Raw genomic sequence first — 15,507 nt, forward strand, 5'->3', positions numbered from 1 at the left:
CTTCGGCACATCGTCAAACTGAAATATCGCCCAGATAGCAGCGGTCAGAACGGTTGGTAAAGTTTTTGCATATACCGTTTTTCCGCAAAAAATGAACTTCTAATTCGGCATACGGTCGATTTTTTGGGGTATTCGGTCGCCATTTCGTTATAATCATCTCAGTTTTATTTCTTATGGTTTATCTATCAGCGCAAGACGATGTCAGATGGAGGTCTGAATGTACAAGCGCACCAAGATTGTATGCACCATGGGTCCCGCCTGCGATAGCGACGAGACCATCCGCGAGATGATCAAGGCGGGCATGAACGTAGCCCGTTTTAACTTCTCGCACGGATCCTACGACGAGCACCACGGTCGCATCGAGCGCGTCCGTCGTATTTCCAAGGAGCTCGGTCTGCCCGTCGGCATCCTGCTCGACACCAAGGGCCCCGAGGTCCGCACCGGCCTTCTGGTCGATGGCAAGAAGGTTGCCGTCAAGACCGGCGATAAGATCGTCGTCACCGCTCAGCCCACGTCCGAGGATTTCCACGGCACCTCTGAGCACATCTCCCTCGACTACCTGGCTCTGCCCTCCGAGGTCGAGAAGGGCTCCCTTATCCTGATCGACGACGGCCTGGTTGCCCTCGAGGTCGAGTCCGTCGACGGTCAGGACATGACCTGCGTCGTCAAGAACGACGGCCTGATCGGCGAGCGCAAGGGCGTCAACATGCCCAACGTCAACATCTCGTTGCCCGCCATCACCGAGCGCGATCGTCAGGACATCCTCTTTGGCCTGACCGAGAACATCGACTACATCGCCGCTTCCTTCATCCGTGACGGCGAGTCCGTCCGCGGCATCCGCGAGCTTTGCCGCGAGAACGGTGGCGAGCACGTGACGATCTTCCCGAAGATCGAGTGCGCCCTGGGCGTCGAGAACTTCGACGAGATCCTCGAGGCTTCCGACGGCATCATGGTCGCCCGTGGCGACCTGGGCATCGAGATCAAGCCCGAGCTCGTTCCGCACATCCAGAAGGAGATCATCGCCAAGTGCAACGCGGCCTACAAGCCCGTTATCACCGCTACGCAGATGCTCGACTCCATGCAGCAAAACCCGCGCCCGACGCGCGCCGAGGTTGCCGACGTTGCTAACGCCATCTACGACGGCACCGACGCCGTTATGCTCTCTGGCGAGTCCGCTGCCGGTAAGTACCCGGTTGAGGCCGTCAAGATGCAGGCCAGCATTGCTCTCGAGACCGAGAAGTACCTCCCGGCTCACGCTCCGCTCGAGGTTCCGGCCGATGCTCACGGCACCCGCGTTGTCAACAACGTTGTGGGTATGTCCGCTGTGAACATGGCTACCACCGTTGGCGCCAAGTGCATCACCGTGCCGACGACCACCGGTCGTACCGCTCGCCTGATTTCGCACTTCCGTCCCAACATGCCGATCTGCGCGTTCTCCCGCCACGAGTGGGCCGTCCAGCAGATGATCATGTACTGGGGCGTTATCCCGCACCAGGCCGAGATTACCCAGGGCACCGTCAACGGCACGATCGTCAAGGCGATCGAGACCGCTAAGGAGCTCGGCTACGTCGAGGCCGGCGATCTGACCGTCGCTACCGCCGGCGATCCCCGCATGAGCGTCCAGCTCGAGGACAAGGTCTCCTCGACCAACGTCGCTTACGTCGCTCAGGTGCGCTAAATCGTACTTGCAAGCACGCTTGCATTGCAAAGGGCCCGGAAGGCTTTGCCTTCCGGGCCCTTTTTTAGGACCTACCTCATATGCCGCTTCATCGATTTGTGATCAGTCGCGAACCTTTCCGATGCCGAGCGTACCACCGAAGATGCCCTGCGACGGGAGCTGTTGGTCAATTGGGATGAACTGTTCTCCGTTAAGCCGGCCGGCTAGCAGCTAGCGATCAGAGGGACTGCGGGAACGTCAGAAGCGGCAACGCGAGCCGCAAAGCCCGCTTCGGTCAGCTCGATGACCTCGGTAAACGTTGCGTCGAAAAACTCCTCGGTTAGCAGACGATATGGCGGATGATCGGGCTCGCCGGGGTTTTCGCGTACAATCTCGTGCATGACGCCGATGGTCTTGAGCACATATTCTTTATGGATGGGATACTGACCAAAACGCGCCGCAGCAGTATACAGACGATCGGTCGCACGCGGGATGGAAACAATGCCCAGCGTCTTGCCAAACCAGTCAAAATCGCCCTGCTTTTTAATGCGAAATTCCTCGCTCGGCTTGCCGCCGTTTGCTTCCAGATACTGGTTCACACGCGTGTTCCATACCGTGTCGGCCACCAAATGCGACCAGACACCCAGCGTCAAATCGAGCAACGACTGTGCCACATCTTCGGATGCAAGCGAGAACTCATAGGCGCCGGGACCGGCAACCGGCTCGGCATCCTTGTAGCGCTGGGGATAGTGCACGCGGTTCAGTCGCTCGCGTTCCTCGATAATCGAGGTCGCCGCGGCCGGCGCACCGGTGGGCGAACTTTTTAGCAACGGTGCCACATAGGTATCCCAAAACTCATGCTCACGAGGCTTTGGGATGGGCTCAGGCTTGGCAAAGTGCGTAATGCGGTACGGGATGGGATCGGCGATGGCAGGGACCATATAGCCCACGAAGATATCCGGAACCACGCAGCCAAACAAAAAGGCATTGCGGTCGCGCACGCTATTGGCAAGCGCACCGGTGCGCTCCAGCAAACGCTCCGTCTGAGCGATATGAATGTTCCAGCTTGGCATAGCCACCCCCATAAAAAACCTGGATAACTATACCATCACGGCAAAGCCGCGCGGGCGGCTACGCACGCTCTACGCAGCAACTAGTCCGTAGCACCGCTTTCGGTTCCATACGACGGCGAAGGTGCCTCGACCACATGGTGATATCGATCGATATAGATTGCACGGGCACCTAGGCGTCGCACCAAATCCTGGTGATGCGTGCTCATCAAGACCGTCTTACCCGCCGCGACGTAGGCCAGCAAGAAGTTGACCACGATGTCGCATGAATCCTCGTCGAGTCCATTGGTAGGCTCGTCGAGTACTAGGATATCGGGGTTCATAGACACAACCGCAGCCAGCGCCACGCGCTTCTTTTGCCCACCCGAAAGCTGATAGGGCGAGGCATCGACCAGATCGGCAACCTGGAACAGCCCCATGGCATCGCGCACGCGGTGCTCGAGCTCGTCTGCCGGCAGCCCCATCTGCGCGGGACCAAAAGCAACTTCCTCGCCCACCGTGGCGCAAAAGAGCTGCGCATCGGCATTCTGGAACACAAAGCCCACGCGCTGATGGAACCGCTGGGCAGCCGCGGGATCCTTGAGATATGCCGCATCGACCGCATGCCCGTCAAACAGATACGTGCCCGCGTCCGCGAGCTCAAGGCCGTTGATAAGGCGCATGATCGTCGTCTTGCCGCAGCCGTTGGGACCTAGCAGGGCAACGAGCTCCCCACGGTCCACCTGCAGCGAAACGCCATCGACCACCGTATGGCCCGCATAGGAAAACACCACGTCGCGAAACTCGATGAGCGGCGTTGTCTCGGCGCCAGCAGCACCGCTCGCGCCCATCGCGTCATTCGTATCGTTTGCCAAAACGTCGCCCTTCCCTATTCACATCAACGGATCGACCGCCCGCGCTACAGCACCGCGCACAACACGGCGAGCAGAACCACAACGACCGCGTAAACCGCATCGCACCAGCCAAAGCCGCTCCGCGCAGGAGCCGGATACGCACCGGCAAAGCCGCGGCACAGCATAGCCTCGTCCATCGCGCGGCTGCATTCCATCGCCTTGATAAAGGTCATGCCCATGATACCCGCCAGCGAGTCGGTGCGCGAAAAACCCGCAGGCGCGGAACCGACGCTGCGCAGCATGACCGATTCGCACAGATCGTGCGCCGTGCGTCCCAGCACCTCAATATGCTTGAGCGCCATATCAAACGTAAAGATAACCTCGTCGGGCAGGTGCAGCATTTTGAGCGCCGCCGACATGCGGCTCCAGGTGAGCGTCCACGAAACACCCAGCACCAGCGACACATTAATAAACGTCTTGAGCGCGATCTTGAGCATGGCGCCCATGGCAGACGCGCTCAGCAACAGGGCAGGCAGCGCCAGAACCACCGCAAGCCCCGTGGCGCCAAGCGCCGGTACAAAAGTCGCGCGCAACCCGCGCGCGGGGCGCACCGTGACCAGCACCAGCGCGATAGCCGCCATCAGCATCAGGTACAGCGGGCTCTGCGTCAGACACACGCACAGGACGCAAACGAACATCCCCACCAGGCGCACCGGAGCCGAAACGCAAGAAAGGGCGCGGTCGACCATCGACCCGCCCTCGTGCGCGCCTCCACCCAGGCGAACCCGCTCAAGCAGGCTCGCCAGGTGCAGGACATTCTTTTGCATCACACGATGCCGAGCCCCCACGGGCTCATATCGCTCCTCGGCCGCAAGCCAGCTAGGCAGCTCGGCTATTGCCATGAGCACCGCTTTCCTTGACCGTCAGCGAGACCAGGCGGAATACGATGGTGAGCACCGCCACGCCAATCACACCCGAAAGAATATACATCGCGGCCTGGCCGGCAAAGCCAAGGCCCTGCTCCTCGGAATAGGCCTGCAGATAATCGCCTGTGGGCAGAGCGTCGGCAAAGGTCGGGGTATCGAGGCCGACCGAAGCCTGCAGGCTGTCGTCGCCAGCCTCCTGGACGGCGGTCGCGGCGCCCTCAGCGTCCCACTCGCCCCAGGCGTCACCTGTAGCCAGCAGGCCCAGCGGCGTGGCCACGACAAGCACGGCGACCAAGATGAGCGTGGGAACCAGCGAGGTCTTCTTGGCAGCAGCGCCCTCGGCAGCAAGCTGACCATCGACGGCCTCGGGCCCGACGATAACGCTCGGCGCCGTCTTCTTAATGAAACCGTAGATGGCGGCCGTCGCCACGCCCTCGACCACGCCGGCAACCAACATATGCGGGATCATCATGGCAGGGATAGCAATAGACAGCGGGAAAGGGCAGTACAGTGGCGCGCCCGAAGCGTTGGTAAAGAGCATCGGCTGAATACCAAACTCGATTGCCGCGCACAGGGCCGCCAGGCACAGGCCGACCCAGCCGCCGACAATGGCAGAGACCGAGGTGCCCCAGCTCTTGTCGTGCAAACGGCTGTTGAGCGCACGGAACACGATTGCAGCGGCAAACGGCAGCACGAAGGCCATGTTAAAGCAGTTGGCGCCAAAGGACAGGATGCCGCCGTCGCCAAACAGCAGCGCCTGTAGCGCCAGCGCGACCGAGACAGCGATGGCCGCGGCCTCCGGGCCCAGCAGCAGCGCGATGAGCGCGCCGCCGACGGCGTGACCCGTGGTGCCGCCGGGCAGCGGCACGTTGAACATCATGAGCAAAAAGGAGAAGGCGGCGCAGATGCCCAGGAAAGCCATGTGCTCGCGATCGAGCGTGGCGCGCACCTTTTTGATGCAATGGACCCAAACGGGCACCATTGCCACCGCCATGACGGCATCGGTCTGCGGGGACAGATAATTATCTGGAATGTGCATGTACGCCTCCCGGTTATCGGCGCACGAAATTGCAACGCCGCTTAAATCACCTTGTCAGTGTTACGCATTGTCAGATTCGTAACACGCCGCGGGATATCATAGCAAAACGGCGCACTGCCGACAAAGCAGCACGCCGTTATGTAATGCGCGTGTCATATATGAAGGCTCAACAGTGCCTTATATCGAGCATAGCGGTCACGTAGGACTCGGCGGCAGCCACCGCTGGCCTATACCCAGCGCAAGCCCTATCCGCGGACCTCGCCGTTTACGCCCTTGCACACCTTGGTGACGATCTTCTGGTGCGCCTTCTCGACCTCTTCGCTGGTGAGCGTGTGGTCGTCGGAGCGATACGTAAGCGCAAAGGCCATGGACTTCTTGCCCGCTCCGATGCGGACCGGATCGCGGTAGACATCGAACAGGCGCACGCCCTCGAGCAGCTTGCCGCCGGCGCTGGTAATGCGGCGCTCAAGATCCTCGCAAGTCACAGCGTTGTCGACCACGATCGCAAGGTCGTGCTCAACGGCAGGGTACTGCGAGAACTCGCGGTAGTTCTCCTGATTGCGGGCGCCCTTGATCAGCTTGTCCAGATCGAGCTCAAAGGCAACGACGACCTCATCGATGCCCATCGCCTCGCGCGCCTCGGGGTGAATCTCGCCGACCCAGCCCAGTACGGTGCCGCCGGACAGAACCTCGGCCGCACGACCCGGCTGCAAGAAAGCGTAGCCCTCACCCTCGACGGGACGGAAGCGAACCTTCTCGATGCGCAGCTGGGCGAGCAGCTCCTCGACAATGCCCTTGCCAAAGAAGAAGCGCAGCTTGCGGTACTTCATGTTCCAAGACTGCTCGCTCCACTGGCCCGAGAGCACGCCCGCCACGGACTTGGTCTCCTTGGGCAGGCTGGCGTTCTCGCGACCGTGGAACAGGCTGCCGACCTCGTACAAATGCACGTTGGGCGTGCCGTGGGCCTCGTTGTAGGCCACGGACTGCAGCAGGCCCGGCAACAGCGAACGACGCATCTCGGTCTGCTCGGCTACCAGCGGGTTCATGAGCACCACGGGGCAACCGCGACCTTCGGTGGACATGCCGATCTTCTCCAGGTCGCCCGGGGCGGCAAAGCCGAAAGTCGTGGTCTCGTTGAGGCCGCAGGCGCGCAGGATCTCGCCGACCTTGCGGGTGAGCTTCTGCTCGCGGGTCAGGCCGCCGATGTGGTTCTTGGCAGCCGGGATGGTCGCCGTCACACGGCCCATGCCCCACAGGCGCAGGACCTCCTCGATCAGGTCGATCTCGCGCGGCAGGTCGGGACGGAAGCTCGGCGGGGTGACCATGAAGTCATCGCCGTCGCGCTCGACGGTGCAGCCCAGGCGGGTGAGCGAACGCTCGATAAACTCGGGCTCGATGTCGGCACCGCAGATGGCATGCACGCGGGCCAGGCGCAGCTTGATGCTGTCGATAGTCTTGGGCGCAGGGAAAACGTCGACATAGCCGGGAGCAACCTCGCCGCCGGCGATCTCCTCGATGAGCGCGCAGGTAACGTTGGCGACATCCACGCAGCCGGTCTCATCGACCTGGCGCTCAAAGCGAATGGAGGCGTCGGAGATCAGCGACAGGTCGCGGCTGGTGTGCGAGGTGCGACCGGCGTTGAAGCAGGCGCTCTCGACCATCACGTCGACGGTGTCGTCCTCGATCTCGGAATCCATGCCGCCCATAACGCCGGCCAGCGCCACGGGACGCTCGCCATCGGTGATGAGGCCCATGCCGGCGTCGAGCACGCGCTCCTCGCCGTCGAGCGTCGTGAACTTCTCATCCTGCTGGGCGGCGCGAACCACCACGCGACGGTGGCCATCGCGCTCGGCAAAGATGTCCAGGTCAAAGGCGTGCAGCGGCTGACCGGTGAGCATCATCACGTAGTTGGTGATGTCGACGATGTTGTTGTGCGGACGTACGCCCAGGGCGTTGAGGCGCTTGACCATCCAGTCGGGCGACGGACTGACCTTCACATTGCGCACGATGCGCGCGACATAGCGGTCGCACAGGCCCTCGTCGGCAATCTCGACCGAAAGCTCGTCGTCGGTCGCGCGGCCAGTCTCGGCCTTGATGACGGGCAGCTCAACGTGGAAATCGCGGTCGAAAATGGCGCCGGTCTCGCGGGCCATGCCGATCATGGACAGGCAGTCGGGGCGGTTGGGCGTGATCTCGCAGTCGAGCACGGTGTCGCTCGAGCCCACGTACTCGGCAAACGGCATGCCGCAGGGCGTATCCTCGGGCAGGATCATAATGCCGGAGTGGTCGCCGCCCAGACCGAGCTCGCGCGCGGAGCAGTTCATGCCCATGGACACGACGCCGCGAAGCTTGCTCTTCTTGATCTTGACGTCGCCGGGCAGGACAGCGCCAATCATGGCCGTGACGATGTGGTCGCCGGCCTCGAAGTTCTGCGCGCCGCAGACGATCTGCAGCGGAGCGGGGTTGCCGTCGGCGTCGAGATTCTTGTCGCCCACATCGACCGAGCACACATACATGTGGTCGCTATCGGGGTGCGGGGTCTTGGTGAGTACCTTGGCGGTCACCACGTGGTCGAAGGACTCGCCCACGGTGTCGATCGCCTCGACCTCGGTGCCGGTACGGATATATTCGTCCGAAAGGGTCTTGGGATCCTCCGGAATATCGATCATGGTCTTGAGCCAGTCGTAAGAAACGCGCATCTAACTGGTCTCCTTTCATAAATGCGGCTTTGAGCCGGAAAACTGCAACGGAGACGGGTTTTCCAAGTGCCGCAGATTGCCTTGAAAGAGGAGGGCCGCGTACTTAGGTACGCAACCGACGATTGAAAGGCAAGGTGCGGTGCTTGGGAAAGCCGCCGGGACTAGAACTGATTTAAGAAGCGCATATCGCCCGTCATCAGGGTTCTGAGGTCGGGCAGGTCGTAGCGCAGGGCGGCGACGCGCTCGGCGCCAATACCAAAGGCGAAGCCGGTGTACTTCTCGGGGTCGATGCCGCAGTTGATAAGGACGTTGGGATCGACCATGCCGCAGCCCAGGATCTCGATCCAGCCGCTGTGCTTGCAGAAGTTGCAGCCCTTGCCGCCACACACATGGCAGCTCACGTCCACCTCGCAGGAAGGCTCGGTGAAGGGGAAGAAGTGCGGGCGGTAACGCGTCTTGCGGTCCTCGCCAAACATGCACTTAACAAAGTAGTCGAGCGTGCCCTTCAGGTCGCCAAAGGTAATGCCCTCGTCGACGACCAGACCCTCGATCTGGTTGAACTGCGGAAGGTGGCAGGCATCGGCCGTGTCGGGACGGTAGACGGTGCCCGGGCAGATCATGTAGATGGGCGGCTTTTGCGACTCCATGGTGTGGATCTGCACGCCCGAGGTCTGGGTGCGCAGCAGCACGTCGGACTCGCCGTGGGCGTGGGCCTCGGGGTGCGCGACGCTGCCGGGGTTATTGTCGACCACGTAGAAGGTATCGCGGGCCGAGCGGCTCGGGTGATCCATAGGGGCGTTGAGCGCGGTGAAGTTGTAGTAGGAGGTGTCGACCATGGGACCGGACTCGACGGTGTAGCCGACGCCGCAGAAGATGTCCTCGGCCTCCTCGATGATCTGCTTGATCAGGTGCTGGTGGCCGATCTGCGGACGGATGCCCGGCAGCGTGATGTCGACGGCGTCGTGCTCGAGTGCGCGCTTGAGGGCGGCGGCCTTCATCTCGGTGTTTCGCTCGTCGAGCATGCCCTCGATCAGCTGGCGCATCTCGTTGGCGCGCTTGCCCATCACGGGACGATCCTCGGGGGCGAGCTTGCCCATCATGCGCATCAGGCCGGTGATGCGGCCCTTGCGACCGAGCAGCTCAACGCGCGCAGCCTCGAGCTTGGCGGCGTCATCGGCACCTGCGACGAGCTCCTTGGCCTCTTCCTCGAGTTTGACCAGATCATCAATCAGACTCATGTCTTCCCTTTCATCTCTCGCGCTCCCCGCTCGCCGGGACGACTGCCGCCGCCTGGCGTTGCGAAAACGCGGCCCGGTTCGGTAACAAAAAAACCGCCCTCGGGCATGTACATTGCCCAAGGACGGTTGAATTCCGCGGTACCACCTTGTTTGACGCGGCGGATGTCTGGCCCGCCGTGCCCACTCTGCGCCCCTTATCGCGAGGCTCACGGCTTCCCTACTGGGGCTTCGCCGCCGCTGGCCGCGTGCCCGTTGAGGTCGCTGCTCGGGAGTGAACGCTTGGCCCTTGTCACCGCAGGAAGGCTTGCAGCCCATGACCTTCCCTCTCTTGCCGGCGACGCGGCGGGCAAAACCCTCTCCGTCAACGCATTGGGCTACAGGATACCACATTGTGTGGGCGTATCGCCGCGTTCCGTTTTGTTCGTGCTGGGTACAAGGCAGGTAGCTGTGCAAACTGGCCGCGCGCCCACCCGAAGCGCTCGGCTCACGAGATCAAGGATATGGTATGGGAAAGAAACTCGATAAGAAGGCCGAGCCTGCAGCGGGCAAGACATCCAAAGGCATGAAGGTCGATAAGGCCGTCAAAAAAATCCGCAAGCTCGAAGGCAAGCTGTGGACTCGTGAGTACCTGCTCAAGATTGCCGAGTTTGACGGCGCGACCATTGCCCCCGCCAACGGCGCCGCAGCGCGCGCCGATGCCATGGGCACCCTTGCCGGTGAACATCACAAGCTCCTAACCAGCAAAAAGTCTGTCGAGCTTGTGCGCTCGCTGGCACGCGAGACCATCGCCGGCGGCAAGATCGACGACCCGCAGCTGCTCGACGAGATCCGCGTGCTCGGCCGCGACCAGCGCGAGGCAAGCGCCATTCCCACCGAGGAGGCCGAGGCCTGGACCAGGCTCACCTGCGAGGCCGACGCCGTGTGGCACAAGGCCAAGACGGCCAATGACTGGGCGAGCTTTGAACCCTATGTAGATAGAATCGTCGCCCAACTTAAGCATCAGGCCGAGCTCATGGACCCCAAACGCGACCCATACGATGTTTGGCTCGACCAGTACGAGCGCGGCCTTTCCACCGAGAGCTTCGACGCGTTTTGCGACGAGGTCAAGGCCACCGTCGTGCCGCTCGTTCACGCCATCGGCGAGCGCGGCCAGCAGCCGACTACCGACTTTTTGCACGCCCGCGTGCCCGAGGCCGCCCAGCGTGCCATGAGCTTCGACCTTATGAAGCTCGTCGGCCTGAACTTGGACGACACCACGCTTGCCTTTACCGAGCACCCGTTTAGCGAGGGCTTCTCGGTGGGTGACGCGCGCATTGCCACACACATCTACGAAAACGATTGCATCTCCAACGTCTACAGCATCATCCACGAGGCGGGACACGCCATGTACGAGCTGGGCGTGAACCCCGCTTACGCGCGCACCTGCCTGGAGGGCGGCACCTCCATGGGTATCCACGAGAGCCAGAGCCGCTTCTTTGAGAACACCGTGGGTCGCAGTCGCGCCTTTATGGGACCGCTGCTCGAGGTGCTGCGCCGTCACGCGCCCGAGGTTTACGGCAGCGTGGACGAGGACACGCTCTACCGCGCCGTGAACATCGCGCAGCCGTCGCTGATCCGCACCGAGGCCGACGAGCTCACCTACCCGCTGCATATTATGGTGCGCTACCAGATTGAGCGTATGCTGTTTGCCGGCGAAGCCACGGCCAAGGACATCCCCGTGCTTTGGAATCGCTTTATGGACGAGTACCTGGGCATTCCGGTTCCCGACGACACGCGCGGCTGCCTGCAGGATACGCACTGGAGCGGCGGCTCGTTTGGCTACTTCCCCACCTATGCGCTGGGCAGTGCCTACGACGCCATGTTCGTGCCGGCCATGTGCCGCGACGGCGTCGACCTTACCGGTGCCTGCGCGAGCGGCGATCTGGCGCCCGTCCGCGCCTGGCTGGGCGAGCACATTTGGCAATGGGGCCGCGCCAAGGACGCGCCGGAACTCATCAAGGGTGCCTGCGGCATGGATTTTGACGCCCGCTACTACTGCAGCTACCTGCAGGACAAGTTCACCACGCTGTACGAGCTGTAAGGATTGACCAGCACGCCATCGCCAACGCCAACCATGTTGACGCCAATGTCTTGGCAACGTCAGCGAAAACGGCCCCAAGCGAGCAAGGTGACGCGAAATGAAAGGGCGCTGACCTTCTGGTCGCGCCCTTGAAATTGAACGTCAGATTGCCGCTTGGGGCCGTTTGCAGCGTCGAGCAGCTACGCGGTTTGGTAAAACCGCGTAGCTATAAAGCCTCGAGTGCGTTGGCGATGCGCTTCATGGCAGCATCGGCGGATGCTTGGTCGGGGGCTTCGGCCAAAACGCGAATCACAGACTCGGTTCCGCTCTTGCGCACGAGCACGCGGCCCTCGCCTGCCAGCGCAGCCTCGGCCTCGGCGATGGCGTTCTGCACGCCCATGTTCTCGAGCGCGGCGTCCTTGTCCGCCACGTGCACGGCCACCTGCGCCTGCGGCAGCAGCTTGCACGGAGCCGTGAGCTGCGAGAGCGTCTCACGCTCGGCACGAATCACTTCCATCACGCGCAGCGAGGTCATAATGCCGTCGCCCGTGCGCTCGATATCGCCAAAGATCGTATGGCCCGTCTGCTCGCCACCCAGGCTGTAGCCGCCCTCGCGCATCTTGGCATACACGTGACGGTCGCCCACGCCGCTGGTCACGGCGCTCAGACCGGCAAGCTCCAGCGACTTGACCAGGCCAAAGTTGCTGGCAATCGTCGGAACCACGGTACCGCCCGAAAGGCGACCGTGCTTGTTCAGGTACACGCCGCACACGTACAGGATCTGGTCGCCATCGACCACGCGGCCGCGCTCGTCCACGGCCAGGCAGCGGTCGGCATCGCCGTCGTAGGCAAAGCCCACGTCCAGGCCCTGCTCCACCACGTAGCGCTGCAGACGCTCCATATGCGTGGAGCCGCAGTCAACGTTGATGTTAAAACCATCAGGCGCGGCATTGATCACGCGCACGTCGGCGCCCAGCGCGTCGAACACCGGCTTGGCCACCGAGGACGCCGAGCCGTTGGCGCAGTCGATGCCGATCTTGACGCCCTGTAACGAAAAGTTCGCGCTGGCGATGAGCGAGGCAATGTAGCGGTTGCGGCCCTGCATGTAGTCCACCGTGGCGCCGATGTGGTTGCCCGTGGCCAGCGGCACCTCGCTCTTGCCATCGACGTAGTCCTCGATGAGCTCCAGTACGTCCTCGTCCATCTTAAAACCGTCGCTATTGACGAGCTTAATGCCGTTATCGCAAAACGGGTTGTGGCTCGCGCTGATCATGATGCCGCAATCGAAGCAGCCTTCCACGGTCTGATGTGCTACGCCCGGCGTGGGGATCACGTGCAGCATATAGGCGTCCGCACCGCTCGCGACCAGGCCACTCACCAGCGCCGCCTCGAACATATAACTCGAGCGACGCGTGTCTTTACCCACGATGACGCGCGCCTTGCGCTCGCGGTTGGCGCCGTAATACCAGCCCACAAAACGGCCAATCTTATAAGCGTGCTCTACCGTCAGCCCAACGTTAGCCTCACCGCGAAAGCCGTCGGTGCCAAAGTACTTCATGCGCTCTCCTTACAAAATAGGGGCGGACAGATTGCCTGTCCGCCCCAAAATGGTACTCGATTATCTGCGCTACCAGAAAAACCCTACGCCGACGCGCTGTCGCGAGCCGCCTGGCATGTAGGAGTCTGACGCAGCGTAAGCGGCTTGTCCCCCGCCTCGGCTGACGTGGTCAGCGTATATGTGATCGTCGTCGTCTCGCCAGCATGCAGGTCAACGGTGCCCGAATAGAAGGGGATTCCATGCCACGTAGCGGCGCCAAGACCAAACTGGGTGCCCTCGACGGTCAGATCAGTAATGTTGCCGCCCGTCGGGGCAAACAACGAGACATTCAGACGCTCGTCGTCGCGCGCGGCATCGGGCGCGCTCGCCGCGACGTAGTCGGGCAGCTTGCCGGCCTCCTCCTGCGTCATGATGTTCGTCAGGGTAACGGTGATGCGATACGAGCATGTGCCGTCACCGTTCTTGATGCCCTGGCCAATCTGCGTATCGGCATTCAGGTACCAGTCGAGCTTGGAGAAGCTCAGGTTGTTAAAGTAGACACCAGCAACGGGATCTTCACTCGGGTCATCCGGATCGGGCAGCGAGGCGTCGATGTTCATCTCCTTGATAGCGTTCTGCTCGTCATCGTTTTTCATCCACGCGATCAGGCGCCCCTCTTCGGCACCGCGCTCAACGGCGCTGACAAGCTTCGTAACATCGACATCGCCGATACCGCCAAGGATCTTGTCGAAGGCGGCGCTGGCAACAGCCGCAAAGATACCGTCCGACTCCTCGACCGGATAGTTCCAGTACACATCGTGCATGAGGACCTTTGCGGCGTTGGTGCCGTCGACAACCGTTCCGTCGGGCAGCGACACGTTACCGACCAGGCCCAGCAGATACTGCAGGAACACCGGGTCGATACCAATGACGCCATCGACGTCCTGGCCATATTGAGATTTCCACAGGGCTGCGACACGCTGCGAGTTGCGGGGCCAATCAGGCGAATAGGTATTGCCCGAGTTGTACAGGTTACTGTGGTTGCCGAACAGCGCCTCATCCTCTTCGTCGACGCTCTCGACTGCCTCATCCTCGCTGAGTCCAATGCGGGGAACAAACTCGCCAATCGACATCTGGCCGTCGGCGACCGAAATCAGGCCCTGCGAACCGCCAAAGCCGCCGCAGGCACGAATCTCGACGTTGTTCATGGCATACACAAGGTAGTTGCGCGTCTGGCCGTTGGCGCCGAGCATCTGGGGAAGGACGGGGGCGACCTTCTCCGCCGCGTCAACCGCGCCGTTGAGGGTGGCAAAGCCGTCCTTGGCCTTATCGACCAGCTCGGTCACCTGGGAAATATGAGTATCGCCAATGCCCTGGATCTTCTCGTTGGCGCTCTTGAACACCTTCGAGCTGCTGGAAAGCGAATCGGCGACCGCCTGCAGCGCGGACACGTTAATCATGCCGTCCTGAAACAGCTTGCCGGGCGTGGCCTGCGAAAGGTTATCGGCCATGGGAACCAGCGCATTGCTCGAGACATCGGACAGGGCGTCGATCATGGTGCGGGCCGCATTGATGTCGCTGCCATACACCGGGATAAACGAAGCCGCCGTCCACAGCGGGCTCGAGGTCTCCGCCTTCATGCTGTCGCAAAGCTCATCAATCTTCTTCGCGTCGTCAGGCAGCGTCGAAAAATCGCCCGACGTGACCTTGTCCTTAAGGCCACCGACAATCTCGACGGCCTCCTTCGCTTCACTCTTTACGGTCTTTGCCGAGTTAAGCAGCATAAAGCCGCTTGCGCCAAGCGCAACGAGAAGCACCGCGACTACAGCGGCAATAATGGCGCCGGTGTGACGCTTTTTGCGTTCGCCCTTGCGATGGCGATGACGGACCAGACCGTCAGAGGTCGAACTCGACGAAGCGTCGCTACCGTAGTTCAAGCCAAAATCGTAATAATCTTCCTTGGAACCCGAGCCCGCAAACTCGGCACCGCTATCATCCAGGCGGGCGAACGTGCCAGTCTCGGAGGCACCGGTGTAAATCGTGCCAAGGTTACCCGTAAGCCCCGCGCCACCGGCAGAGGGAGTATTGTTGGCGGCCTTGCCGGCATTAACGTTGCCGGCGGCATTTGCGGCGTTGGCAGCACCTGCGTTGTTCGCAGGTACCGAAGGAGCCCCGCTCGGCTGCGACGCGGAGGTTGCACCGCCCGCAAAGACATTCCCTCTTGCACGGCCGGTCTTTTTTGCCTTTTGAGACTGCTCGTACAGAGCGGTAAACATCGCCGTCTCGCCCGGGGACACGCGCTTACTGGAACCGCCCTGTCCAGCGCCGCCCGGCGTGCCGGCCTTACCAGCCCCGTTCGGACGCGGCGGAACTGCAGGACGGCCGCTATCGCTGCCCTTAAAGTGATTACCAGCCATAAAGAAATCCTCGCAATTGAGTCGCAATGAAA

At 61.9% G+C, this 15,507-nt stretch carries 10 protein-coding genes; 2 read left to right on the plus strand and 8 right to left on the minus strand.

From position 1 onward, the window contains the following. Window positions 1-217 precede the first annotated feature (217 nt). Window positions 218-1,678 (plus strand): pyruvate kinase, encoded by a 1,461-nt coding sequence (gene pyk, locus LK493_RS04525; protein ID WP_035136807.1) that lies wholly within the window; start codon window positions 218-220, stop codon window positions 1,676-1,678. A gap of 203 nt (window positions 1,679-1,881) precedes the next feature. On the opposite strand, the gene LK493_RS04530 is transcribed toward pyk, so the two are convergent. The 6 genes from LK493_RS04530 to pheS all read right to left on the minus strand — a co-directional run bounded on the left by LK493_RS04530 (window position 1,882) and on the right by pheS (window position 9,462). Further along, on the minus strand, window positions 1,882-2,730 hold the full coding sequence (locus LK493_RS04530) for a hypothetical protein (RefSeq protein ID WP_227790273.1): 849 nt from the start codon (window positions 2,728-2,730) through the stop codon (window positions 1,882-1,884). Between the two features lie 80 nt (window positions 2,731-2,810). After that, window positions 2,811-3,581 carry an energy-coupling factor ABC transporter ATP-binding protein gene (locus tag LK493_RS04535; RefSeq protein WP_227790274.1) on the minus strand — a complete coding sequence of 257 codons (771 nt, stop codon included), beginning with the start codon at window positions 3,579-3,581 and terminating at the stop codon, window positions 2,811-2,813. 44 nt (window positions 3,582-3,625) lie between these two features. Further along, window positions 3,626-4,462: an energy-coupling factor transporter transmembrane component T family protein gene (locus LK493_RS04540; RefSeq protein ID WP_227790275.1), complete on the minus strand. Its 837-nt coding sequence runs from the start codon at window positions 4,460-4,462 to the stop codon at window positions 3,626-3,628. Next, window positions 4,440-5,525 carry a cobalt transporter CbiM gene (gene cbiM, locus LK493_RS04545; RefSeq protein WP_227790276.1) on the minus strand — a complete coding sequence of 362 codons (1,086 nt, stop codon included), beginning with the start codon at window positions 5,523-5,525 and terminating at the stop codon, window positions 4,440-4,442. Before cbiM ends, LK493_RS04540 begins: the two co-directional genes overlap by 23 nt. A 245-nt stretch (window positions 5,526-5,770) precedes the next feature. Further along, on the minus strand, window positions 5,771-8,224 hold the full coding sequence (pheT, locus tag LK493_RS04550; RefSeq protein ID WP_227790277.1) for a phenylalanine--tRNA ligase subunit beta: 2,454 nt from the start codon (window positions 8,222-8,224) through the stop codon (window positions 5,771-5,773). Between the two features lie 161 nt (window positions 8,225-8,385). Then, the gene (gene pheS / locus LK493_RS04555; protein WP_227790278.1) at window positions 8,386-9,462 is read right to left on the minus strand and encodes a phenylalanine--tRNA ligase subunit alpha; all 1,077 of its coding nucleotides are present in this window, start codon (window positions 9,460-9,462) and stop codon (window positions 8,386-8,388) included. A gap of 505 nt (window positions 9,463-9,967) precedes the next feature. Between pheS and LK493_RS04560 the strand changes: the two genes are divergently transcribed. Continuing rightward, the gene (locus tag LK493_RS04560; RefSeq protein ID WP_227790279.1) at window positions 9,968-11,542 is read left to right on the plus strand and encodes a carboxypeptidase M32; all 1,575 of its coding nucleotides are present in this window, start codon (window positions 9,968-9,970) and stop codon (window positions 11,540-11,542) included. Between the two features lie 205 nt (window positions 11,543-11,747). On the opposite strand, the gene glmM is transcribed toward LK493_RS04560, so the two are convergent. Both glmM and LK493_RS04570 read right to left on the minus strand, forming a co-directional pair. Further along, on the minus strand, window positions 11,748-13,079 hold the full coding sequence (glmM, locus tag LK493_RS04565) for a phosphoglucosamine mutase (protein WP_227790280.1): 1,332 nt from the start codon (window positions 13,077-13,079) through the stop codon (window positions 11,748-11,750). Between the two features lie 83 nt (window positions 13,080-13,162). Then, window positions 13,163-15,475, minus strand: a complete 2,313-nt coding sequence (locus LK493_RS04570; protein WP_227790281.1) for a DUF4012 domain-containing protein — start codon at window positions 15,473-15,475, stop codon at window positions 13,163-13,165. Window positions 15,476-15,507 lie beyond the last annotated feature (32 nt).

It is taken from the genome of Collinsella aerofaciens (assembly GCF_020709435.1).
GTDB lineage: Bacteria > Actinomycetota > Coriobacteriia > Coriobacteriales > Coriobacteriaceae > Collinsella > Collinsella aerofaciens_AU.